The 23,509-nt window shown below is 38.0% G+C and carries 20 protein-coding genes and 1 pseudogene; 2 read left to right on the top strand and 19 right to left on the bottom strand.

The window, feature by feature from the left end:
- Positions 1 to 84: 84 nt before the first annotated feature.
- The 4 genes from rpmG to ACTYBU_RS05260 all read right to left on the bottom strand — a co-directional run bounded on the left by rpmG (position 85) and on the right by ACTYBU_RS05260 (position 3,810).
- Positions 85 to 234, bottom strand: coding sequence for a 50S ribosomal protein L33 (gene rpmG, locus ACTYBU_RS05275; protein ID WP_102272613.1), 150 nt, complete (start codon positions 232 to 234; stop codon positions 85 to 87).
- Between the two features lie 70 nt (positions 235 to 304).
- Positions 305 to 1,489: a GTP-binding protein gene (locus ACTYBU_RS05270; protein WP_445487740.1), complete on the bottom strand. Its 1,185-nt coding sequence runs from the start codon at positions 1,487 to 1,489 to the stop codon at positions 305 to 307.
- A gap of 512 nt (positions 1,490 to 2,001) precedes the next feature.
- Complete coding sequence (locus ACTYBU_RS05265; RefSeq protein ID WP_445487738.1) at positions 2,002 to 3,381, bottom strand: MFS transporter; 1,380 nt, start codon at positions 3,379 to 3,381, stop codon at positions 2,002 to 2,004.
- Positions 3,382 to 3,423: 42 nt separating this feature from the next.
- Positions 3,424 to 3,810 carry a MerR family transcriptional regulator gene (locus ACTYBU_RS05260; protein ID WP_445487737.1) on the bottom strand — a complete coding sequence of 129 codons (387 nt, stop codon included), beginning with the start codon at positions 3,808 to 3,810 and terminating at the stop codon, positions 3,424 to 3,426.
- A gap of 650 nt (positions 3,811 to 4,460) precedes the next feature.
- Here ACTYBU_RS05260 and ACTYBU_RS05255 point away from each other — a divergent pair.
- Positions 4,461 to 5,492: a sugar phosphate nucleotidyltransferase gene (locus tag ACTYBU_RS05255; RefSeq protein ID WP_445487735.1), complete on the top strand. Its 1,032-nt coding sequence runs from the start codon at positions 4,461 to 4,463 to the stop codon at positions 5,490 to 5,492.
- Positions 5,493 to 5,744: 252 nt separating this feature from the next.
- Here the strand turns inward: ACTYBU_RS05255 and ACTYBU_RS05250 are convergent, their stop codons facing one another.
- The 15 genes and pseudogenes from ACTYBU_RS05250 to nikA all read right to left on the bottom strand — a co-directional run bounded on the left by ACTYBU_RS05250 (position 5,745) and on the right by nikA (position 21,263).
- A complete protein-coding gene (locus tag ACTYBU_RS05250; RefSeq protein WP_445487733.1) occupies positions 5,745 to 6,221 on the bottom strand; it encodes a flavodoxin domain-containing protein in 477 nt (158 codons plus the stop codon).
- Positions 6,222 to 6,339: 118 nt separating this feature from the next.
- Positions 6,340 to 6,966 carry a TetR/AcrR family transcriptional regulator gene (locus ACTYBU_RS05245; protein ID WP_445487732.1) on the bottom strand — a complete coding sequence of 209 codons (627 nt, stop codon included), beginning with the start codon at positions 6,964 to 6,966 and terminating at the stop codon, positions 6,340 to 6,342.
- A gap of 598 nt (positions 6,967 to 7,564) precedes the next feature.
- A complete protein-coding gene (locus ACTYBU_RS05240) occupies positions 7,565 to 8,728 on the bottom strand; it encodes an MFS transporter (protein ID WP_445487730.1) in 1,164 nt (387 codons plus the stop codon).
- 194 nt (positions 8,729 to 8,922) lie between these two features.
- Complete coding sequence (locus tag ACTYBU_RS05235) at positions 8,923 to 9,120, bottom strand: YwbE family protein (RefSeq protein ID WP_445487729.1); 198 nt, start codon at positions 9,118 to 9,120, stop codon at positions 8,923 to 8,925.
- Entirely contained in the window at positions 9,120 to 9,323 is a 204-nt protein-coding gene (locus ACTYBU_RS05230; RefSeq protein ID WP_445488150.1) for a hypothetical protein, read from the bottom strand. Before ACTYBU_RS05230 ends, ACTYBU_RS05235 begins: the two co-directional genes overlap by 1 nt.
- Before the next feature lie 467 nt (positions 9,324 to 9,790).
- Positions 9,791 to 10,413, bottom strand: a pseudogene (locus ACTYBU_RS05225) (YhbD family protein).
- A gap of 286 nt (positions 10,414 to 10,699) precedes the next feature.
- Positions 10,700 to 11,692 carry an ornithine cyclodeaminase family protein gene (locus ACTYBU_RS05220; protein WP_445487727.1) on the bottom strand — a complete coding sequence of 331 codons (993 nt, stop codon included), beginning with the start codon at positions 11,690 to 11,692 and terminating at the stop codon, positions 10,700 to 10,702.
- Between the two features lie 63 nt (positions 11,693 to 11,755).
- Entirely contained in the window at positions 11,756 to 12,745 is a 990-nt protein-coding gene (locus ACTYBU_RS05215) for a threonine ammonia-lyase (protein WP_445487725.1), read from the bottom strand.
- 974 nt (positions 12,746 to 13,719) lie between these two features.
- The gene (locus ACTYBU_RS05210; protein WP_445488134.1) at positions 13,720 to 13,848 is read right to left on the bottom strand and encodes a hypothetical protein; all 129 of its coding nucleotides are present in this window, start codon (positions 13,846 to 13,848) and stop codon (positions 13,720 to 13,722) included.
- Between the two features lie 562 nt (positions 13,849 to 14,410).
- Positions 14,411 to 16,003 carry a multicopper oxidase family protein gene (locus tag ACTYBU_RS05205; protein ID WP_445487724.1) on the bottom strand — a complete coding sequence of 531 codons (1,593 nt, stop codon included), beginning with the start codon at positions 16,001 to 16,003 and terminating at the stop codon, positions 14,411 to 14,413.
- 169 nt (positions 16,004 to 16,172) lie between these two features.
- The gene (locus tag ACTYBU_RS05200) at positions 16,173 to 16,982 is read right to left on the bottom strand and encodes an ABC transporter ATP-binding protein (RefSeq protein ID WP_445487722.1); all 810 of its coding nucleotides are present in this window, start codon (positions 16,980 to 16,982) and stop codon (positions 16,173 to 16,175) included.
- 2 nt (positions 16,983 to 16,984) lie between these two features.
- Entirely contained in the window at positions 16,985 to 17,794 is an 810-nt protein-coding gene (locus tag ACTYBU_RS05195) for an ABC transporter ATP-binding protein (RefSeq protein WP_445487720.1), read from the bottom strand.
- Positions 17,757 to 18,638 carry a nickel/cobalt ABC transporter permease gene (opp1C, locus tag ACTYBU_RS05190; protein WP_445487719.1) on the bottom strand — a complete coding sequence of 294 codons (882 nt, stop codon included), beginning with the start codon at positions 18,636 to 18,638 and terminating at the stop codon, positions 17,757 to 17,759. The genes ACTYBU_RS05195 and opp1C overlap by 38 nt, the downstream gene beginning before the upstream one ends.
- Before the next feature lies 1 nt (position 18,639).
- Positions 18,640 to 19,572, bottom strand: a complete 933-nt coding sequence (opp1B, locus tag ACTYBU_RS05185; RefSeq protein WP_445487718.1) for a nickel/cobalt ABC transporter permease — start codon at positions 19,570 to 19,572, stop codon at positions 18,640 to 18,642.
- Between the two features lie 92 nt (positions 19,573 to 19,664).
- Positions 19,665 to 21,263 (bottom strand): nickel ABC transporter substrate-binding protein, encoded by a 1,599-nt coding sequence (nikA, locus tag ACTYBU_RS05180; protein WP_445487716.1) that lies wholly within the window; start codon positions 21,261 to 21,263, stop codon positions 19,665 to 19,667.
- A gap of 994 nt (positions 21,264 to 22,257) precedes the next feature.
- On the opposite strand from nikA, the gene ACTYBU_RS05175 reads away from it, so the two are divergent.
- Positions 22,258 to 23,460 (top strand): trans-sulfuration enzyme family protein, encoded by a 1,203-nt coding sequence (locus ACTYBU_RS05175; protein WP_445487715.1) that lies wholly within the window; start codon positions 22,258 to 22,260, stop codon positions 23,458 to 23,460.
- Positions 23,461 to 23,509 lie beyond the last annotated feature (49 nt).

The following is a 23,509-nucleotide window of genomic DNA, read 5'->3' as shown; positions in this document are numbered from 1 at the left end:
ACTTTTTTACACCAGACAGCTGGCCTTTATATGCTAATTCACAAAATTTAATACTACGATTTATAAAGTATTTATCTTACCTATTTATTTGGTTTCACGATGAAGTGTATGTCGTTTTAAACGAGGACAATATTTTTTTAATTCAATTCTGTCTGGATTCGTTCTTTTATTTTTTGTTGTGATATAGTTGCGATCTCCTGTTTCCGTACATGCTAGTGTAATATTTACTCTCATTTTTAATCTCTCCTATTTTTATAAATTATCGTTATTGTGTGAAAAAATTTCTTTATGCTTCTATCGTTTTTTATACACCTGTAAAAGAGGGAATAGGATCGTTTAACAATTTCCAATCAGATTCCATTTCTTTTTCATTCAATATACATTCATCTAGTGAATGAATAATTTCTTCTTTATTCATATCTATTCCAATCAACACCATTTCCGTCATTCTATCTCCATATTTAGAGTCCCATTTTGCTTTCAATTCTGGTTCTTCTGCCAAAACCTGCTCTATTTCTGACTGTGGATAGGCAGCAATCCAATTTCCCGCTCCTTGTATCATAATGGATGGCCCTGCTTGGGATAAAAGTCCGACCATATCGTTTCGGGAAGCGAGCCAAAAGAATCCTTTCGCTCTTACAATATCTTCCGGCCAATTCTCCAGCCATTTCATGAGCCTTTCTGGATGGAATGGACGATTGCTTCGATAAACAAAAGAGGAAATGCCATATTCTTCTGTTTCTGGTATATGCTCTTCATTTAGTTCCTTTATCCATCCAGCTCCTTCACTTGCCTTATCAAAATCAAAAAGATTTGTATCCATCACTTTGTCCAACGGTACACGACTATGATCTGTTTCGATTATATCGGCATCTGGATTTAGCTTTTGCATCATTCCTTTCAATTCTTTCAGCGATGCTGCTTCCACTAAATCAGCTTTATTTAATAAAATAACATTTGCAAATTCAATTTGGTCAATCAACAGATCAACTACTTCTCTCGTATCTGTTTCTCCTGTTGCCTGCTTCCTGTCAAGAAGTGTTTCTCCTGATGAAAAATCCTTCCAAAATCGGTTTGCATCAACAACAGTTACCATCGTATCCAATTTGCAGATTCTCGTAAGGTCTACACCTAGTGTTTCGTCTACATATGTAAAGGTTTGAGCAACAGGAATTGGTTCGCTGATTCCCGACGATTCAATAAGGATATAATCAATGTTGCCTAATGAAGCAAGTTTTTCCACTTCTTTCATAAGGTCATCACGCAATGTACAGCAAATACAGCCATTTTGCATTTCCACAAGCTTCTCTTCTGTTCTTGTAAATCCACCTTTTTTAATAAGAGAAGCATCTACATTCACTTCACTCATATCGTTAACAATGACTGCAACTCTTTTTCCTTCTCTATTGGCTAAAATATGATTTAACAACGTTGTTTTTCCTGAACCTAAATAACCACTTAATACAGTTACTGGAATTTTCTTACTCATTTGAACCTCCCTATGCTTTTATCCCATTCTTAACGGGCAGTAAAACCCCCACTGATGGAAGATTCACTTTATTAGAATACAGAAACCTCTTTTTAACAAACCGAAATTATTACGATTTAAAAATAACACTGCTCTTATAAATTACTCTTTTTAATACTTTTACATTTTAAAACGTAATCGTTACTATTTGCAAGAGAAATTTTTATTTTTTTCATCCATTCGTTTTTCAATACAAACTAAATGGATGTAAATTTTTTAAATTCTTTTATATGCTTCACTGTGATGCGACAAACGTTTTCAATCAGCCTGAAGTTCCTGCTGAAATCACTTTGTCCACACTATCGTATCATTTGTATATATTCGAATTCTTATTTAAATTATTAACTGAATCCTTGTTTAGATAAGCTTCTAAGTCGACTGAAAAAAAACGCTCCTAGAATTCCTATACAAAAAAAGCCCAAGTGATCGTTACACTCAGGCAAAATAGTGATGTTATTCATACATCTCATTTCCTAGCTTTCAGATTTATCAAGTTCATTACGCAATTCTTTAATCATTTGAGGATTCTTTTTTCCAAATGTAAAGTAATACAAGATCACACTCGCCAGAACTACAAGACTTAATAATAGGATGAGATTACTGTACAAATATGCCTGAGAGTTTAGGATGAACGGATGCAGCGGAAAATCTAGCACTGCCTGTTCCATTACTCTGGCAACTACAGCTGTTCCTACTGCTCCGGAAATAAACGACGTCATGTTATAAAAACCCATGCCGACTCCGATTCGATCAGGAGGCAATATTTGCGTTACACTTTCCGTTAATGCCGTTTGTAAGAACGAGAATCCAATGTACATCATGATGAGAGACAACGCAATGTACCAGACCCAATGACCTATGGATGAAGACTGCAAAAGCAGACTTAGGGCAATCAATGCCAGACCCAAGTATACGACAAAATGACTACCTCTCTTAACCGTCATCTTCCCAGCCACTCTTCCGAATATGACGGCGCTAAAAGCTCCTGGAAACATGACGAGCCCAATGTTCTCTATCGTTAAACCGTACATTTTACTTAGCATTAGCGGGATCACAAACATCATCGACACGACCGTGCTAAAGGTAAGAAAGCCAATGATAAGTCCGCTGCGGTAAAGTGGATTGGTAAAGAGGGCAGGGTCGACAAACGGTTCATCAGCCCGTCGGATACGTACGATAAATAGAATGAGCGTTATCGCACCAATAAGTAAATAAAACCAGCTGGCTTCTGTCGTAAATAAAATCAAGGTTGAGACCGTGATTCCCATCAGCACAGCTCCAAGGACATCCAATTCTCCTGACCTAGTATTTTCCACAGGAAGGAACTTTTGAAAAAAAGGAATAGCGACTAGTGCAGGGAGCGGCACAAGAAATAAAAAGGACCAGTGGAACGATCCGGCTATATAACCTCCGAGTACTGGCCCGATGCCGATCGCGAAGGAAACGGTAGATGTAATGATACCAAACATGTTCCCACGTTCTGAGGGTGAAAAATATTTGGCAACAATGACCATAATGAGTGCTGGAATGGCGGATGCGCCGGCTCCTTGAATCGCTCGAGATACAATAATCGCGGGGTACCAGGCTTGCAAAGCAAAGCCTAAAATGGAGCCCGTGCCATAAAGGGTGATTCCGATTGTGATTAGTTTTTTGACGCTAAACAAATCTGAAAGCTTTCCGAAAATAACGGATCCCATACCGAATACGGTAATGAAGACCGTAATTACCCAGCTCACTCCGGAAGCACTCAGCCCGAACTGCTCGGCAATATCAGGGGTTGACACATTAAAAACCGATTCGTTTAATACGGCAAAAAACAGGATGTAATAAATCCAAAATACACTTTTTTTCATGTTTGATGAATTCGTTTCGGTATAGGTGCTTCTCTCCACGTTTTACGCTTCCTTTCTTTCTAAGGGGAGCCCTTGATTTAGCCGATTCTGAATTTCTTTCCAGCAAAACAGCGTTTCAAATAATTTGTTTTCTTGCTCTTTAAGTACCTCTATTTGCTGCTGGACTTCTTTTAGCTTGCTTTCATAGAGCGAGATTGCCTCGTACGCGCATTGGAAATGATCGACTGACTCGTTTTCAGGACATTCTACGATACGTGCGATTTCATTCGTCCTAAGCCCAAGTCCTAAGTAAAATTTGATCAGTTGGATGCGCTCGATGTCAGCTTGACCGTAATGCCGATATCCATTTTTGGTTCGTTTCGGAATCAACAGCTTCTTTTTCTCATAATATCGAAGGGAACGTGCGCTAACGCCGGTTTGCCTTACCACTTCATTTATGGTAATACGGATCTCCTCCTTACTTTTTGAATTATCTTGATTATAAAGATTGACATTGTGTCAATGTCAAGTAATTTTCCCCTGCTGCATGAAGTAGTTTAGGTTTTAAATGTAAGGAGTGGTTACAACCTTTGAACACGTTATAGATTTTTTTGGGATTTTTTGAACAGTATAGTTTATACATAAATAGTAAATATCATAAATCTGAAGTTGTATATTCATCTTGACTACACGTATACAACTAAATCTTACTGACCTCTAGAGGTTCATTATAAAGTGAACATTCCATCAGTGGGGGTTTTACTGCCCGTTAAGAGTGGGATAAACATAAGCATCTCTATACAAAGTTAGCCTAGTATACAAGAAATGTAGAAGGAATGACGGTAGAGAGTTTTTTTATAAAAATCGCTAAACGAATTAATAAAAATATCATTAAAAAACTTATTTATTATATAAATACTCATTCCCATTTACCGGAAATCATTAAATTGCTCCGCTTTTATTTTCATGTAGATATTCTCATTCAATTCTAATCTTCATATTATTAATACTAGCCCGAAATTCGAGTAGTGTAGATGGTTGTCCGTTTCATTATTCCCCAGAAAACATATACTGTTGTCATAATAAAGGAGGTGATTTCAATGAAAGGTATACTGCTATGTGCCGGCCGTGGCACTAGGATGCAGCCATTTACCTTTACCTTGCCGAAAACTTTATTGCCTGTTTTAAACATTCCATTGCTCTATCATGGGATAAACTTGCTAAAAGAAATTGATATTAAAGAGATTGGTATAGTAATTCATCCAAGTCAAACGGAAATAATAAACTATTTAGATTCCCTCTCTCTTCTCGATTTGGACATTCAGGTATTTGAACAATTAGAACAAAAGGGTATTGCCCATGCACTTCAATCTGTTCAAGATTTCGTTGGCCAAGATCCTTTTACACTTCTTCTTGCAGATAACTTAATTACGGAAGGTTTAAGCAAGCTAGTAGATTCCACAAAAAATGGTAAATCTTCTGTTCTATTAAAAAAAGTACCGAATCCACAAGAATTCGGAGTTGCATTGATAGAAAATGGCCAGATTAGTCAATTAGAAGAAAAGCCCTCTATCCCGAGAAGTGATATGGCAGTAATGGGGGCTTATGTATTTCAACCATCCATATTTGAGGCGATTCATAAAATACAACCTTCAGGTCGGGGGGAATATGAAATTACAGATGCCATTCAATGGTTAATAGATCATGGAAACGAGGTAGCATATATTGAAACTACACAGCCACTCTTTGATGTAGGCACACATGATCGTTGGCTGGAGGCAAATTCATGGATGCTTTCAAAATACAATAAAGGAAAAGTAAAGATTGGCAATAATACTCGGATCGAAAATTGTGTGTTTATTGGAGATGTATCCATTGGTGAAGACTGCGTGTTGGAAAATGCAGTAATCGGTCCATTCGTCTCCATTCAGAATTGCTGCGTTCTTCGTAACTGTACAATTGAAAATAGTATTCTAATGGAAAAGGCTCACGTAAATACGCATAATAAAGTTATCAACAGCATTTTTGGACAAGAATCTGTTTTAAATGATGCAGGGAAAAATGCCATAATAACATGCAGACTAGGTGATAAATCTACTTATATACCATTTATTCAATCAGAAAATAAATAATCTATTTCTTTTTATATAGAATAGCTTGAAGGTATATAAGATAACCTCATCTTGAGGTGGGGGTCTTACTGCCCGTTAAGAGTGGGATAAATCAAAAATAAGTAAGCTAGTTACAAGTTTAGTTGATAAAGGAGTAATAGCTAGATCTGAAACAGGTCTAGCTGATAATAACGTTCGTTCTTATGCATTATTTGTTAATCCTAATATAATCATTTCTGGAGATTCAACGGATTTCGTATACTGCTAGGACGATTAAATCAATTTCCCTGCAAACTGCGCGATCTTTTTTTGAGATAATGCAAACCTGCTTTCTTTTATTCCTTGTACCTTCCGGACGATCAATTTTTCAAAAAAGTTCATTTTCATAAAATCAAATTCATAACCGAACGTTTCTTTTGCCAATGCATGTTTAGATAATTCTGCTGGAAATGCTTTTTCCCATTCTTTCAGTAATTCTTCTGTATTTGGCTGACCTGCACATAAAAAAAGCCCGACTCTCTTTTTTAATAAAAGCTCTAAATGATCCTTCATATATTGAGACATCTCTTTTTGAATTTTCCCCATATAAATCGAGCCGCCTAAAATAACTACATCATACTTTTCCAAAGATGGTATTGCTTCCTTCTTTAAATGAAAAGAATCCACTGTCCCTTCCATTTCTTGCTTTAACTTATTCACTGCCTTTTCCACTGTCCCATGTTTTGTCGAATAGATAATAATAGATTGCAAGATTCCCACCTCTTTATTTTCTAAAAATTCTCTTTCAAAGGCTCTTTTATATTTTTTAAAATAATAGTTAGTGCGCTTATCCAGTTTTTATGTTTCATTCATTTTTCTTCCTTTGTTATTATTTTTCTTGATCCTGAAAAACCAATATACCTGCAGCCGTTATACTCAAATGCGTCTCCATAAGTTTCTGTCTTTGTTCGATTGGAAGGTCTTTTTCCAAAATTAATTTGATAATCAATCCAAAAGTAGCAGTCCAAACGGATTGCGCAATCAATTCTAATTGTGAAGGCTCTATATCATCAGGCAGCATCTCTTTAATCAATTGATAGAGCATGGAGAGAGCCTCTCTTTTTAAGGAAGCACCTTCAAATAGAAGAGAGGTATGCTCTAATAGTACAGGTGAGCTATTTACCAACATCCCTATATATTCATCCGAATTCTTTAGTGCGGACTCTATGTAGGTTCTCAATCCTTCCGTTAGCCTTTCTTTTGGATTCTGAATAAAATCTTGTGTAGGAAGAGAGTGAACAATGTTACGATACCCTTCTGTCATTAAGCTATTTACAATATCTTCTTTATCAACAAAATAGTGATAGATATTGGATGATGCACTATTTATTTTTTTTGCTATTTTCCGTATGGAAAGCTTCTCCATCCCTTCCATCCTAATAATTTCGCTCGCTGCTTGTAAAATGAGCTTTCTTTTTTTCTCCCTTTTTTGTGAAAGTTGATTTTGATTATTCATTTGACCTCCTTTTATCTAGCCTTTATCAACTTAAGATTCCATAAATTGTAATATATTAAAAATGATTGGTTTAAGTGGCGTCTGCTCGACTCCTATGGGAATTGCGAGACAGGTGAGCCCCCCCACAGGAGCGTCTGCGACGAGGAGGCTCAAGCGTAGCCCCATGGAAAGCGAGCAGTAAGCCTCGGAAAACCTAACGCTTATTCCTCTTTTTAATCAATTTCCAATATATTGAAGTTTAACTTAATGACATTGGGGTCTTACTGCCCGTTAAGAGTGGGATAAAAAACACTTAGATTTTTAAATTAGAACACTGTTCAAATTTATTTTACTGTGAATGAACTCCTTATATAACGGTAAAAGGATGAAGTTCACAAAAGATTCATATAGAACTAAATACTGTGAGGTTTAGCATTAAGAGTGAGGGAAACAAAGCAAAATCTTCTAATTATGCTACTTCCTTACGTCATCGTCAATCCACTCTCATCTTTTTAGTTTCCAAATGAAAAGAGGGATAAATTTACTAAAACAAGTAAATTCATCCCTCTTTTTGAACGGTTATTTCTCTGATAAATATTCATTTGCAACATACATCAACTTACAATGGATTTCTTACTTTTGTTGTCTGCACTTGCACGTAAAACAATAAAAGTCCAATAACAGTAATAAATGGTGCGACTAAAACTAGATCCTTTAGAGGCAAATACTCGACAGACATTCCACCAATAAAAGCCCCTCCAGCATTTCCTAAATTCAATGCCGATTGATTTAATGTACTTGCAAGTGTCGGAGCATCAGCTGATACTCCCAATATTCGAAACTGAAGCATGGGAATCATGGCAAAAGCCAACACACCAAAAATAAATATACCAGGCACCATGAGTATAGCGGAGAATTGGAATAGATAGAATATAAATAAATAAACTACTAAAGCAGATAAACTAATAAACAGCGATTTATTAATATTCCAGTCTGCCATCTTTCCACCTACGATGTTTCCGAAAGTTACACCTAGACCAAAGACAACTAGCAGCCAAGAAACCGTCGAGGATTGATAGCCTGTTACATCAGTTAAAACCGGTGTAATATATGTTACCAGTGTAAATACACTTCCAAAACTAAACATAGCAATAAGCAGTGCAAGCCAAAGATTGCCGCTTTTTAATACTACTAGCTCTTGTTTTATATTGCCTTTCTTTTGTTCCTTATTTTTCGGAACAAGCAGGAAGATGCCTATTAATGTGATGAATCCTATGATTGCAATAATAAAAAAGGTACTTCTCCATCCTAGCTGCTGTCCAATAAATGTTCCAAAAGGCACGCCTAATATATTGGCAACCGTAAGTCCTGTGAACATCAATGCCATTGCGCTTGCACGGCGGGAATACTCCACTAAATTCGCTGCCATTATGGCACCTACCCCAAAAAAAGAACCGTGTGCTAATGATGTGATTAAACGAGATGCCATTAAAAAGCTGTAGTTTTCCGCAACTGTCGCTAGTAAATTTCCTATGCAAAAAATAAGCATCAGCAGCATTAATAGATTCTTTTGCGCCATCTTATAAGTGATAACAACAAGAATCGGACCACCCACTGCCACTCCCAGCGCATATCCTGTAATTAGCTGCCCTGCTTGAGGAATTGTAGAATGAACATCCTGAGCCACTTCTGGCAATAACCCCATAATGACAAACTCCGTCATCCCAATGGCAAAAGCACCAATAACCAAGGTCCATAATGCGATCGGGTATTTTTTCGTCATGACAATCACCCCTCCTGAAAAAATATTTAATGAAATAGGATTATTATATAAAACTATTTCATTCACTGTCTCGTAAATTGCTCATATTTATCAGAAAGAAGCACGATTTATTAAAGAAAATGCTACCAATAAAAGTGCATGCGCCTTGATTATCAGCGTTAAAAAGTCGGGCGGTCACCTGCACCACCCGACTTTTAATCTTCCCTAATCAACTGTACCCTTCCAACTTGTCCATCCGTTAATCTTACCTTAATCCCATGCGGATGGAAGAAAGAGTTGGTTAATATATCTTTTACAACGCCAACTGTACGCTTCCCTGTTTTTTGATCTGCTTTCAGCACTATTTCTACAGTCTTGCCTGGAGCAATATCTTTTCTATTTTGGCCGTTCATTACACACCCGTGCGTTTTCTTTGATTATTTGGCTTTTTTGTCTGCTGACTACTCAACTTTTGCATTTTTTGATTGCCATTTATATTCGCTTTGCCAGCTTGTGCCTGCTTTTTTTTATTTGCAAGCTGTTGTTTCATCGCTTCTTGCAGACTAATTTTCTTCTTTCCTGTTTCTTGCCCACTTGATTGATTTGATTCGTTCAAGTAAATCCCTCCAGTAAAATATTTATACAAAAAAACATTATGTATCCTATTGCTCTCGAAATCAAAATAAAGACTTACAGTTGAATCAATCATAACAGGTTTATGAAAAATAAAACAGTTTACCCTTGAAATAAGAAAACGTTTTATTAAACAAAATTAAATGCAACAAGGTACTGACTTTATTATTTGTATTCATTTTTGACATTTTTACAGGACTTATCCACTTGAAGTAAGTAATTGGTATTTAAATATAATTTGTAACTTTCTGAAAACCAAGAAGTTCTGAGTGATGTACATTACCTGTTACTTTGGCATTCCCACTAATCTTAGATTTATCTGCCTTTATATCTCCTTTACTAAGCCCTTTCCATTGATGGAATTTGATGAAACTCTCCGCCATTAGATGAACCAAACCCGTTGATGATTAAATTTTTCGTTTGATCAATGTTCACTTACGGGTCCCCCCACTACAATAATTTTGGTTTTAATTCTTCCATACAATCCATGATGGACATCTTTACAACAACTTTTGTACCATGATCAAAATATAAGCCATCTGTATTTGAAACGAGCAGGCATGAAGAAACTTCTAATTTTCGAATAAATAGGACCATGCTGTTTTTTTCTTTTACTTGCTAGTAGTAATCCTGTAGCACTTGTAAAAGTAATTTCCCTTCCGAAAGGTTGATATTACCAGACTGTAAGAGCTTTTCTAATATATATACATGAAGAATTTTTTCAAAGGGTAATTTTTCAGTTTGCGGGAAATTCTCCAGAAAAAAGTTCAACGCTGTTACCGAAACAATGTTTCGTTCTATTAGTTCTTTTTGACTCAATTGAAGCCCAGAAACACTCGGGGAGAACATGCCAGCTAATTCATCAAGCGACAAATTTTCTTTCATTGCTTGAATTTTTTCAATTCTATCGAATATTTTTTCTTTTGGAAAAACGTCTCCTGCCCAGTAAAAGTAGATTTACGAATAAACCACTTCTCAGGAATTAAGTTTTTCCACTTCCATCTGTACAATTGGCCATACGAAATCCCAGTCAGATCCAATAAATCTTTTTTTGATATCAGTTCACCACTCATTCAATCTCTCTTTCATTATCATTAACGTAACATAACACTGTACACTGCAAAGATGTTAACATCCTATTTATAGGGAAATTCCACTCCGACTTTTTCAAACACCTTTACAAATTTTAGATTTGTTCTGAAAGTGTGCAAAAACGGGCACATCCCCATTACACTCCTCTATCTGTTTTCAATTAAGCTTCCACTTCGTTCATAGTTGTACTGTTATAAAAAACGGGCGCCTGCGGTGAATCAAAATCGCCGCGGGGTGCCCGTTTTTATGTATTATGTATCCTGCTCTTTAATTGAAAAATGCGTACCGGGCTCCAAGGGCCTTCTCCAAGGCACCTTTGTAGAGCATCGCAGCGGTCACATTGTCTTGAATGGCCATACCGACGGTATCAAAGATTGTCACCTCGTCTGGGCTCTCACGGCCGGGCTTATGGCGTAAGATAATCTCACCAATCTCGGCGTGAATATCCTCCGGCCGAATAATACCGGCCTTCACAGCATTGTGGGTCTCTCCGCTTTTCAAGCACAGGTCAATAGAGTCATTAACGACCTTTGCCCCGGCATAAACATCGGCACACAGTTCTTGCTTATCCGGCATATCAGCGCCGATCGCCACGATATGTGTACCGGGCTGTATCCATTCTTTTTTCACTATAGGACCGCTGCGAGCGCGGGTGGTGGTCACCACAATATCGGCGCCCCGTACCGCTTCTTCAGCCGTTGCGTATTTGCGAATCTTCAGTCCCGTTTCCTCGGACATCTCCTTCACATAAGAGTCCAGGAACTCCGGCGAGGCATTGCACACCCGCACCTCTGTCAGCTTTCGCATTCGCATAATAGCACGCAGTTGTCTCCGGGCCTGGTTACCTGCTCCGATGATGCACAGTTTTTCTGCATCGGCACGTGCCAGGTACTTCACCGAGATGGCGCCAGCAGCGCCAGTGCGGCAGCCAGTGATCCAGGTGCCGTCCATAATGCACTTCAGAGCGCTGGTCTTAGCATCGAACAACAGCACGGTGTTCATGCCCGTGGGCAGACCTAATTTCGGATTGTTGTCATATCCACCGGAGGACGCCTTCAGGGTGATGTATCCACCACCTATGTCCAGACCTCCCTTGAAGTCAATACCTTCGTGCGTACCGGGCAATGTTACGGCCATGAAATTCGGCTGAACCACCAGACCGCTGTTGAAGGACCGATAGCCGTCCTCCACCGCCGCGAGTATCGCGTCTAAGTCAATAAGGCTGCCTACTTCTTCCTTGTTCAACAGTAAAGTTTCCATTTTTGTATTCTCCTTTTATATCAAAATTTGCTCTCAGTGGAAAAGTCTTCACTTTTGCTTCTCTTACAAAACGCCTTCTACATGCTCTCCTTTAAGGATCTTCCCGATCATATCGATGTCCCAATTGCCAGAGGTCAACACCGAGCAGACTTTCTCATCCGGCCGCGTCTTCACCTTGCCGGACAACAGAGCAGCAATTCCCACGCAGGCGGAAGGCTCCGCCACCAGCTTGGCACCGTGTGCCACCAATCTCACAGCTTCTTTGATATCTTCTTCCTCTACGACAACTATGTCATCCACATACTTCTCGATGATGGGATAGGGGTTCTCACCCGGCCATCTGCAGGAGAGACCGTCCGCCACTGTAGGGAGACTCGGCGCCGCAGACGGATGTCCGTTCTGGCGGCTGAAATAGTAAGCACAGCTGGCAGCGGCCTGAACACCGATCACCCGCACATTCGGTTTTGACTCTTTTAAGGCTGTGGAAATACCCGAGATCAGTCCACCGCCGCCAATAGGTACCAGCACGGTGCCTACGTCGGGCAGATCTTCCATAATTTCCATGGCAATGGTACCATGGCCCGCCATAACAGTGTAGTCCTCATAGGCATGGACGATGATGTAACCGTGCTCCGCCACCTCTTCACGAACCTTCTTCCAGCGCTCGACATATCTGCGGTCCCACACGATCACCTCGGCTCCCATGGCTTTGGCATTCTCAATCTTGATGGCCGGTGCGTCCTCCGGGATTACCACCGTTGTATGGATGCCGAGCATCTGTCCGGCGTAAGCGACAGCCTGAGCGTGATTTCCGGATGAGCTGGTGATGATTCCCTTCTTCAGTTCGTCCGGGGTCAAAGACAGAATCTTGCTCAGTGCGCCTCTCAGCTTAAAAGCACCGGTTATCTGGAGCATCTCGGGCTTGATATAGGTCTGACACCCCAGTACTTTATCCATGTTCTTCTCCTGGAGCAACGGAGTGCGGCGAATATAGGGGTGGATACGCTCCGCCGCTTCCCGTACATCTTGCAAAGTGACTGTCGTTTTTTCCATAACATTCCCTCCTATTTTAAAAAAATGGTGGTTCGGATTCCGTAAATCAGTCTGGAGAGAACACGTCGTCTCTAGGCGTCTGTTCCTAAAAGATGTGACATGCTCATCCCCGCTTGTTTATGCATAATGTCTATTTCTAAAGGGTCATGCGGGGCAAGAAACAACGCAAAAATACCGGTTCCTAAATGGAGTAAAGAACGCCCAGGGCAGCACTTGTGACAAGGATAATATGATCGCAACTACGGCTAGATAGAGCGTTTCCGTCAAGGACCGGGCGATTTCATCGGCAACCGGTGTGCGAGTCACATAGACTTAGACCAAAATCCCCTTTGCTGAGACTGTCCAGCCATGTAAAGTACCGTTCCAAAAACTGTTTATCAATCCCGAACTCTGTACGCATAGCCTGAATCATTTCATCCGTTGGATAATTAACATGGTTTAACCGAAGCGCATTTTCCACCGGATCCTGACTCTTAAATTGATGATAAACTCTATCGTTGCTAAAAAGTCAATATTTTTTTGAAATTTATTATTTCTATGTTAAGTTATCTTACACAATAGAGCGAATTTACTTTAATTTGTGTAAAATAACATCCGATTCGGTTTGACTATGAAGTAATCATAGAGTTTATAATTTTCAAATAACAACTCTGTTGCATATGAGGAGAACATATCAATGAAGGAAACCAACCTCACCAGGCAAACCGAAATATTAAATAAAGGAGCTTATCAGGACTTACCCACTCATTGGGTATAAACCCCAATTTAATTTCATTTCATTTCCTATCAAACCAAGCCATCGTTAAGTGATGAGGCCAATTTTCATTTAAAAACCTTGCAAATTTCTGTGCCTATAAACTTGAATTGAGTCCTTGTTTTTAACTCAGACTTCGCAGCAGGTATGAAAAAGAAGATCAACTACTTGGCCGTAGATGATTTCATTTTTCTTACCCGTTTTTTTCATTGAATTTCCCTTAAGCAAATCGGACCAAGGATTCAGCAACCATTAAAAGACTTAAATGAGCATGGACATGATTTTCATCGGTTGAATGACAATCGTTTAACCCTATTTCTTGCTTTGCATTTCTGAAATAAATTTCAATAGACCATCTTTTTTATAAATTTGAACAATTTGTGTAGTTTGAGCACCTAATTGATTACTGATCAGCAAGGCGAAAATATCTTCCGATTCACTACTTTCTTGGTCTTCTTCTAAATTTGCGGTGACAACAGCCTTAACAGGTTTTAAAACGGGCTTTTAAGATATCCTTAATGTTCTTTTCTTTCTCCAGAAAGAAAAGATGGGCTTGGCCTCTTTAAATAATGCTTCTGGTCGGATCGCGATGAATCTCTCTTTCTCATGGATCGTTGTCTTGCAGTCAAAGGGGTATTGCTTTTTGCTTTCGTCACCCAATCAAATTCAAGTTTTTTATCTCTAGATAGAGTTCTTTGGCCAAATACCAGCTATCCATAGCCACCCATAGGTGCAAGTTGATTCTCTAATTGTTTCAGCATAGATGAAGCTAAATCTAGTTTCGTTTCATGAGGATCCTTCCCATTGTCTTTTTTCCAAATGGAATAAAGTAAAGGATACTATAACCTTGTCGATTTGATCGCATGAATCAGAACAAGGTTCATAGCTAGAGTGTAGGTCTTCGCACACTACTATTCTGGTATATTATTCACTTCAGGATCTAGTGTGAAATTTGGGGTATAACCTTTATAATTCACCATTGTTGCCATTCCTGCCGAAGCATGATGCAGGTCATGACAATGGAACATCCAATTCCCCGGATTATCTGCTTTAAATGCGATGACATATTCATCCCCTGGTTTTAAATTAACCGTATCTTTTATAATAGTGCCTGTTACCTGCTTCCCGTTTTTGCTTAATATTTGAAAAAATTGTCCATGCAAGTGCATTGGATGATCATCCATCATGGAATTATTAATCAACTTCACTTTTACAAAATCTCCCTCTTTAACGGAGATATGTTCAATATCAGGAAATGTCTTTCCATTAATAGTATAGACCATATCCTTACTATTCATTTTTGTATTAAGATCCATCGTATATTCTACATTGTATTGTTGGTCTAAAGCGAACCCTTCGCTTTTCTTTTCTCCATAATTAACAAATTGAAATTCTGGCAAATCGTCAGCCTGATTGGTTTTATCTTTGGAATCAGCTGCCCCTTCATACTGAATGAGTGCTTTCATCCCCTCTGCACCTTTCATATCACCATGGCACTCCAAATACCATTTCCCCGGATTGTCTGCTAAAAATTCAATATCATATCGTTCACCGGGTGCAATCGTTATAAGTTGATCTTTTATTTCCTTTGGTTCCTTTAATTCCTGTCCATCAATTGCAGCAACCTTAAATTTATGACCATGCAGATGAATCTTATGAGACATATAGCCAATATTCGCTAACCGAATACGAACTCTCTCTCCTTCTTTAACCGGAATAGATTCAACGGAGTTTCCACTCTTTCCATTAATGGTAAAAACATCGTAATTATCCATGCTATGCCCCATCGATTCCATACTGTGACTATCTTCGCTTTCCTTTTCTTCCTCATCCATTCCACTCATATTACTATGGTCCATTCCACCCATGGAAGAAGCCGATTCCTCAGGGCTGCTCATCCATTCATCTAAAAGCAGTGAATAATCACGATCATAGGTTTTTTCTTTCGGCTCAACAATAAAAGAACCATAGAGACCTTTATCCACTTGATTTACACTATCTTGATGAGAATGATACATATAGGTTCCAACATCGGAAGCAGTAAATTCATACGTAAAGGATTCTCCAGGTTTAACAGCATTTTGAGTTACCCCAGGTATACCATCCACTTCATTTGGAACAGGAAGTCCATGCCAATGAATCGAAACTGGATCAGGAAGTTCATTTTTCAATGTAATTTTAACCTTCTCTCCTTCCTTCACTCTTATTTGAGTTCCCGGAACGGAACCATTAAATGTCCATGCATTCACGCTCACTTTTTCATTTAACGAATGCTTTACTTCTTTTGCAACGAGTGTAAATACATTTCCAGTCATTGTTTTCGTTTCTACGGCTTGCACATTATCCACTTTTTTATCTTTTTCTTTCTCTTCTTTCTTCCTATCCATCTCCCCATGGTTCATATTCGTATGATCCATATTGTCCATACTATTATTTTGAGTAGAAGCGCATCCCGCCAATAGCAAAAGAACAAAAGATGCTAGAGCAATAAATTTAAGTTTCATAGAAGTTCCTCCTGTTTGTTATTAAAACGATTCTAGCTAGTAGTGTTTATGTAATTTAAGTTTAGAAAAAAGGAGGCCAAAAAATATTTCTTCTTTTGGCGCTCCCTTTTTCTACGATTATGAATTTTCAGATATCTTTTTCGATAAAAAGGCTAAGCATTTCCTCACATTATACTACTTGAAGGGGAGGAAGATTTTTATTCAGGTTGCATTTATTTTTGCCTATACATAATGGCATTACGGAATTTAACAGCCTTTGCGCATAGTCATTTGTTGCGAGGGCTAATTCATCACTTGCTAAATCTTCTACTATTTTTCCTTTATGAAGAAAAAGAATCCTGTCACACAAATTAGCAACGGCTTGTAAATCATGAGCGACAAAAAGATAGGTCATATTCATTTCATGCTTCAATTTATGGAGCAGTTCTAATATTTGAGATTGAACGGACACATCCAACGAACTGATTGCTTCATCCAAGACGACGAATTTAGGATGAGTGGAAATTGCTCTGGCAATACATACTCGCTGAAGCTGTCCTCCACTAAGCTCATGTGGATATTTATTGATCATGGTTGATGGAAGGCCTACTTTTTCAAGCAGTGCACAAATTTTCTCGTGAAGATTTTTTTTATCCCCCGCCATTATCATAGGCTCTGCAATAATATTTTTAATTGTAAAAAACGGATTTACAGAAGAAGTATAATCTTGAAAAACAACACTCATTCCACCGCGATTTTCTTTCATCCATTTAGAGGCAGAAATCCCTTCAATTATTACAGAGCCTTGCTTCGGCTTTTCTAAACCTAAAATGACTCGGCTTAGCGTGCTTTTGCCACTGCCACTCTCTCCAATCAAGCCCACGCATTCTCCTTCTTTTATCGAAAAATCAATGCCTTTTAATACGTCCAGCTTGCCACTATAAAAAAAACCGCCTTCTTTGTTATAGCTTTTATAAACATTCTCTACTTGCATAAACATGTTTATACCCTCCTCAGCATGGATTGTTGGAATGATTCAGCCAAGCTTACTCTTGTATCGATTAAATATTTCGTAAAAGAATGGCTTGGTTTTGCAAACACTTCTTCTGCATTTCCATATTCTACACTTTCCCCGTTGCGAATAACGATGATATTTTCAGCTAAATATTGCACTACTCCCAAATCATGTGAAATAAAGAGGAGAGCCGTTCCAGTTAGTTCACGAAGTCGCTTAAATTCTTCCACCACTTCTCGTTGATTGATGCAATCCAACGCAGTGGTTGGTTCATCTGCTATAATAATATCCGGCTTCATTGTCAAGGCAATTGCAATCATGCATCGTTGAAGCATTCCTCCTGACAGTTGATGCGGATATTTCTCCATCACCTGTTCTGGATTATGAATACACATTTTTTCAAGTGCTTCTAGTGACAGCTGTACTGCTTCCTTCTTCCTCACCCCTAGGTTTTCACGAAATGTCTCTATCATTTGCTTCCCAATTGTATAAAGAGGATTAAAGGAGGTCATGGCATCTTGTAATATCATGCAGATCCTTTGGCCCCTTATTTTTCTTAGCGACTTTTTAGACTCCTTCAAAAGATTCTTGCCATCGAAAAGTATTTCTCCCGTCACTTGAAGCCATGGTGATGTTAGACCTAAAATAGCTTTTGCTGTCATTGATTTGCCACAGCCGCTTTCCCCTGCGACTCCAAGGCAAGTATTTGCCTCTAATGAAAAACTAAGATTTTTTACAATGGTTAATCCTGTTCGGGTATCATGCACTGATAGATTTTTTACTTCGAGTAAAGACATTCCTTTTAGCTCCCTTCTTTTGATAAAGTTTAGGATTCAGCGCAGATTGGATGCTGTCGCCGAGAAAATTAAATGAAGCAACCACTATTAAAATAGCTAATCCAGGTACAAGCATTTGGGATGGGTAGGTAATCATGATATTCTTTGCTTCATTTAGCATCATTCCCCATTCAGGTGTTGGAGCTTGTACACCTAAACCTAAAAACGAGAGTGCAGAAATATTTAATATAACCCAGCCAGTATCTAGTGTTGCAAAAACCGCGACTTCACCGGATACACCAGGAAGCAAATGCTTCCTCATAATATGATTCGTGCTGCAGCCAGAAACTTTGGCAAAGCGTATATAATTTTTGTTTGTATATTGAATCACAACGGATCGAATCATGCGTGTATACCACGCCCATTTAGCAATAATGTTGGCAATTACTACATTAAGCAAGCCAGGTCCTAATACACCAACAATAGCCAGAATCATTACTTCCGATGGAAAAGAGAGCATGATATCACAAAATCTCATAATAATTTCGTCTACTTTTCCACGGAAGTATCCTGCAATAATGCCTAAGATGGTACCAATAGCAATCGTAATGAGCGTTGTAATTAAAGCATACAAAATTGTTGTTCGAATGCCATAAAGAAGCCTTGATAGGATGCATCGTCCTAAATTGTCTGTTCCTAAAGGATGCATTGCACTCATCCCTGCATATTTATGAACCATATTCATTTTTGTAGGATCATGCGGAGCAAGAATCGGTGCAAAAATCCCAGCAGCAGCAACTAATAGAATAATAGACATACTTAGCACAGCCACTTTGTCAGCCATTAAACGCCCCCAAAAAGTCATATTACATCTCCTTTCTTAATCGTGGATCAAGTAATGTGTTCATAATATCAACTACGAGATTGCAAAAAACAAATAAAATACCCATTAATAGAATATATGCTTGAATAATCGGCAAATCTGAATTAAAGATAGCTGTAACACATAAACGTCCTATCCCTGGCCAAGCAAAAATATTTTCTACAATTACGGTGCCTGCAATCAATTTTGGAATAGACATCCCTAGCGCGGTCAAAGATGTATGGAGAGAGTTTTTAAACAACTTTCTGATGATCGTACTCCCTTTTAGTCCTCTTACTTGTGCATAAAAAGTAAAATTTTCATTTTTGTTTTTGATCATATTGTTTCGAATAAGTCGCACATATGTGGAAACAAAAGCAAGCGACAGTGTTACTGCAGGGAGAATAATAGAGCTTGGCCTCTCCATCCCACTTGTATCAAACCATCCCAGGTTTACCGAAAAGAACCACATGAGCAGAATGCCAATCCAGAAACTAGGCATCGCAGCACCTATAAATACAAAAGCACGTATAAACTTATCAAAAACACTTCCTTCAAAAATGGAGGAAAGAACACCTAAAATAATACTTACACTTAGAATAATAAAAAGGGCAGCAGCAGCAAGAGAAAGTGTAGCTGGCAACGCAATGGCAATTTCATTCAAAACGGGTTGATGAGAAACATAGCTCATGCCAAAATCTCCACGTAAACTATCAGCAATCCATTCTCCATATCGAGCGAGGAAAGGTTTATCCAATCCCAATTCTCTGCGCATCTCTTCTATCATTTCATCAGTTGGAGAGTTCACTTGATTAACACGCAAAGCTATTTCTGCTGGATCACTCGATCGTAAGTTTATAAGGATAAAAGCCAAAAAGGAGATGCCGAAAATAATTGGGATGACCGCAATTAATCTTTTCACAATATAGCCTTTCAAATGATCACTCCTCCTTTATTTACTATAATATGGGATATATACTATCTACCAATCAAACGGAGTAAGGCTTCCGCTTGATTGGCAATGCAAAATTATTCATTAAAATACATTTTTTCAAAAGGAACTTCATATTGATTTAAATTGAATCCAACACCTTTTACATCTTTGTTATAAATTACTTTTGTAACAGAGTATGTTAAAGGCAAATACACATATTCCTCATGTAAATAGGTTAAAATTTGTCGATACATATCCTGTCGCTTCTTATCATCTTGCTCTATCATAAGATCAGTGATTGTCTGATCCAGCCATTCTTTTTTCTCTAGACCAACTTGTGTTTGGTAATCACCGGTTGCTGGAACTCTAAATGAGGATACATAAGTATGAGGATCATACGGCAATCCCCAAGAAAGGGAATACATTAAATCAAATTCACCCGTTTTCTGGCGATCTAAAAATGCTTGTTTTTCTTCCCCTAATATTTTCAAACTAATCCCTACTTCTTTAAGATCGTTTAGCATAGATTCGCTAATTGTCCGTTCTTGGGCATTGTCTGCGTTATAATAAATGGTTATCTCTAATTTTTTTCCATCTTTATAACGATAGCCATCACCTTTTAATTCCCATCCATCTGCCTCTAAAAGTTCATTCGCTTTATCCGGATTGTATTTAATCCCTTTTAATCCTAAATCAGCGTAAGGAATATTAGGTGCAAGCAGCGTTTCTGCTTCTTTTTCAGATCCATTTAAAATTCCCTCCGCAATCGAACTTTTATTAACAGCATATTGAATTGCTTCCCGAATGGTTTTATCCTTTGTGAAGTCTGCGTGAGCATTTAAAAGGATCGCTCTTGATGCAATAGGACGGCTTTTTAGTGTACTATACTTTCCTTTTTCCTCTAACGACTGGAAGGTATCATTGTCAACCATGTCTCCATCGGAACCAAATAATAAATCAATTTCCCCTTTCTGTAGAGCAAGAAGAATGGTTTGCTGATCAGGCATTACTTTCCATTTGACCGATTTCAATTTTGGTTTTTCTCCCCAATAATTTTCATTCGCTTCAAAAATAGCAAATTGATCCTTCTTATGCTCCGTTAATTTAAAAGGTCCTGTACCAGCATAGCTTTTCACGCCATTAGCTGTCGTTCCATCGATAAAGCTATTCGGCGAAATAAATCGGAAAGGACGAGTAAGAGCCAACTCCGTAAGTGTTGGATAATACGGATGTTTTAATGTAAGCTGGAAAGTATTTTCATCAACAGCCTTTGTATCTTTAATTTCTAAGACAAAATTGATCCAAGCATGTCGTTTCATATTTCCTAATATAGCATCAAAATTTGCTTTTACTGCTTCTGCATTAAAAGGGGCACCATCCGTAAACGTTACGCCTTTTCTCAAATGAAAGGTATAAACAAGCCCGTCTTTGGAGATATCCCAGCTCTCAGCCAGTGCTGGCTGAATTCCCTTTTCATTTATCGTAACGAGAGGTTCGAATACCATATTTTGAGCACTCATTTCTCCCGAATAAAGATGTGGGTTAATATCACGGATATCTTTTGTACTCGCATAAACTAACTGATCCGATGATCTATCTTGACTTTTAGTAGCAGCCTTACTGCCTACACAGCCACTCAGTAATAAAGTTGCACAAACTATTAGTAACCAGATACTTGTCCATTTTTTTGACATATTTCGACTTCCCCCACCCATAATTTAGTTACATCTTGAACAATTGTCACAAAATGTCTAAAAACAATTATTCTATTCTTTATGAAGAAACAATGAATTTTTTCATTTTTACACTATGAATACAGTAAAATTTATTTCTAGTAGTTAGTATTTCATAACATTGATGAGGATTTCTTGATGAGTTTGTTCCAAAGTTGTGGTAGGTAGATGATGATCAGGCTAACTTTGCAATTATTGTATCTGTAGTTCTGAAGTATATTGCTTTCGATTCCCCCTTCAATCATTTTATTTACCCTTGGCCAAGGATACATTATGTATAAAGTGAACCTTTCCATCAGTGGGGGCTTTCTTCATCCGCCCACTGATGGTTAGTTGAACTTATCGGACCTTACGGGCACTTATCCCCACCTAGCTTCCTCGATTTCTCAGCATTTAGAGGCAGGGGGCTTACCACCCGTTAAGAGTGGGATAAAACTAGTCTAATTTTATTGTGAAATGCAAGGCTATTACTCATATGGTAGAAAACCTTACGTTTGACTGTTAACTTGATGCTAGTATATAAACAGGAATATTTACTTGTCAATAATAAAAAAATGAAATAATTTTAATTTTTATACTTTTTAGAATATTTATTTTGATCTCAATCGAAACTTTTTTTGCCTCAAATTGTATCCCTTTTCCTTTAAAATTAAGGCTTTGTTGCCTTTCCCCCATTTAAAATAAAAATCTCATAAAAAAATAATGAATATACTAAAAAAAAATTTTTACGAGAAGTCTATTTTTCTAAATTCATTCATGCTGTTGACTGTATAGCAATAATAGAGTTTATAATAATTTCAACAAAGAAATTTATGAGGTTTGGACACATTATCTGATTCATTTTCGGAAAATTCAGATATAAAAAACCAAACGAATCTACGAATCTGCATCTCCCTTTATCTATTTGTTTTATTATCAACCACCTAAATTTCAACAAACTGAAGGAGGAATTATAATGGATGAAAAAATGTTCAGCAGGGAAACAGAAATATTGAATAAAGGTGCTTACCTTAAAGGAAGGGCAGATTCTCCAGAAGCAGCTCCTCTCTATTTAACTACAGCATTTAATGTAGAGGATCTAGATGATTTAGAGGATATGTATTCTGTTCAAGGTTATACCTATATTAGAACAAGAAATCCAAATCGCAATGCTTTAGCAGAATTAGTAACATATCTGGAAAAAGGGGAAAACTCTCTCATTTTCAGCTGCGGAATGGCAGCTATCTCCACAGCTTTACTTTCTATTTTAGAACAAGGTGATCATGTTTTATCCGACAAAACACTTTATGGGGAGACAATTGATCTACTTGAAGGATTATCAAAGTTTGGGATTTCTGTTACTTTTATAGATTTCACCAATTTAGAGGAAGTACATAATTCTATTCAGCCTAATACCAAAGTTTTGTATACAGAAACGATTTCTAACCCAATGATTACTATAGTAGATATAGAAGCTTTAGCCGCTATCGCTCATGAGAATAAAGCAAAGCTGGTAGTGGATAATACTTTCACAACCTCTCTTGTTATACGTCCTATTGAAAAAGGAGCAGATATTACGATCAATAGTTTAACCAAGTTTGCTAATGGTCATAGTGATGTCTCAGTTGGTTCTATTACAGCTTCTGAAGAAATTATAAAAAAAGCCTACAGCCTGCAAGTTTTGTTAGGCACAACCGCAAACCCATTTGATGCCTGGATGTGTCAAAGAGGAATGCGTACAATGGATCTTCGTGTTCAAAAACAAATGGACAATGCTGCAAAACTCGCAAAAGCTTTAGAAAAGCATCCAAATGTGCTGAAGGTTCACCACCCTAGTCTAGACGGCCACCCTCAAAATGAATTAGCACAGAAGATTTTCGAAAATGGATATGGCGGAATGCTCAGCTTCGAAATGCCAAACAATAGAGAAAAAATAAATGAATTTATGCGTCGTTTAAAAATAGCTCATTATGCTATGACTTTAGGAGGCTATCGAACAACCATCTCTCATCCCGTCAGCTCTTCCCATTATGCAGTACCAGAAGAAGAACGACTTAAAATGGGTATTACTTTTGGACTTTTAAGAGTATCTGTAGGAATTGAAAGTCCTGATGATTTAATTGCTGACTTCTCACAAGCACTCGATGTATTCAATGAAGAAATCAGCTATATTAAATAAGAAAAGCTCAAGCGCCTTGGTCATTGCCGTACGAACTGGAAGAGCTTCG

Source organism: Niallia sp. 03133 (assembly GCF_052663225.1).
This window is presented reverse-complemented; position numbering and strand designations above follow the sequence as displayed.

Bases quoted from the DNA above. Each gene is read 5' to 3' on its own strand.
- ACTYBU_RS05265 (WP_445487738.1), bottom strand. From the start codon at position 3,381: ATGAAAAAAAGTGTATTTTGGATTTATTACATCCTGTTTTTTGCCGTA.
- rpmG (WP_102272613.1), bottom strand. From the start codon at position 234: ATGAGAGTAAATATTACACTAGCATGTACGGAAACAGGAGATCGCAAC.
- ACTYBU_RS05195 (WP_445487720.1), bottom strand. From the start codon at position 17,794: ATGTCTTTACTCGAAGTAAAAAATCTATCAGTGCATGATACCCGAACA.
- nikA (WP_445487716.1), bottom strand. From the start codon at position 21,263: ATGTCAAAAAAATGGACAAGTATCTGGTTACTAATAGTTTGTGCAACT.
- ACTYBU_RS05200 (WP_445487722.1), bottom strand. From the start codon at position 16,982: ATGTTTATGCAAGTAGAGAATGTTTATAAAAGCTATAACAAAGAAGGC.
- ACTYBU_RS05215 (WP_445487725.1), bottom strand. From the start codon at position 12,745: ATGGAAAAAACGACAGTCACTTTGCAAGATGTACGGGAAGCGGCGGAG.
- ACTYBU_RS05205 (WP_445487724.1), bottom strand. From the start codon at position 16,003: ATGAAACTTAAATTTATTGCTCTAGCATCTTTTGTTCTTTTGCTATTG.
- ACTYBU_RS05240 (WP_445487730.1), bottom strand. From the start codon at position 8,728: ATGACGAAAAAATACCCGATCGCATTATGGACCTTGGTTATTGGTGCT.
- ACTYBU_RS05220 (WP_445487727.1), bottom strand. From the start codon at position 11,692: ATGGAAACTTTACTGTTGAACAAGGAAGAAGTAGGCAGCCTTATTGAC.
- ACTYBU_RS05235 (WP_445487729.1), bottom strand. From the start codon at position 9,120: ATGAACGGCCAAAATAGAAAAGATATTGCTCCAGGCAAGACTGTAGAA.
- opp1C (WP_445487719.1), bottom strand. From the start codon at position 18,638: ATGACTTTTTGGGGGCGTTTAATGGCTGACAAAGTGGCTGTGCTAAGT.
- ACTYBU_RS05270 (WP_445487740.1), bottom strand. From the start codon at position 1,489: ATGAGTAAGAAAATTCCAGTAACTGTATTAAGTGGTTATTTAGGTTCA.
- ACTYBU_RS05245 (WP_445487732.1), bottom strand. From the start codon at position 6,966: ATGAATAATCAAAATCAACTTTCACAAAAAAGGGAGAAAAAAAGAAAG.
- ACTYBU_RS05175 (WP_445487715.1), top strand. From the start codon at position 22,258: ATGGATGAAAAAATGTTCAGCAGGGAAACAGAAATATTGAATAAAGGT.
- ACTYBU_RS05255 (WP_445487735.1), top strand. From the start codon at position 4,461: ATGAAAGGTATACTGCTATGTGCCGGCCGTGGCACTAGGATGCAGCCA.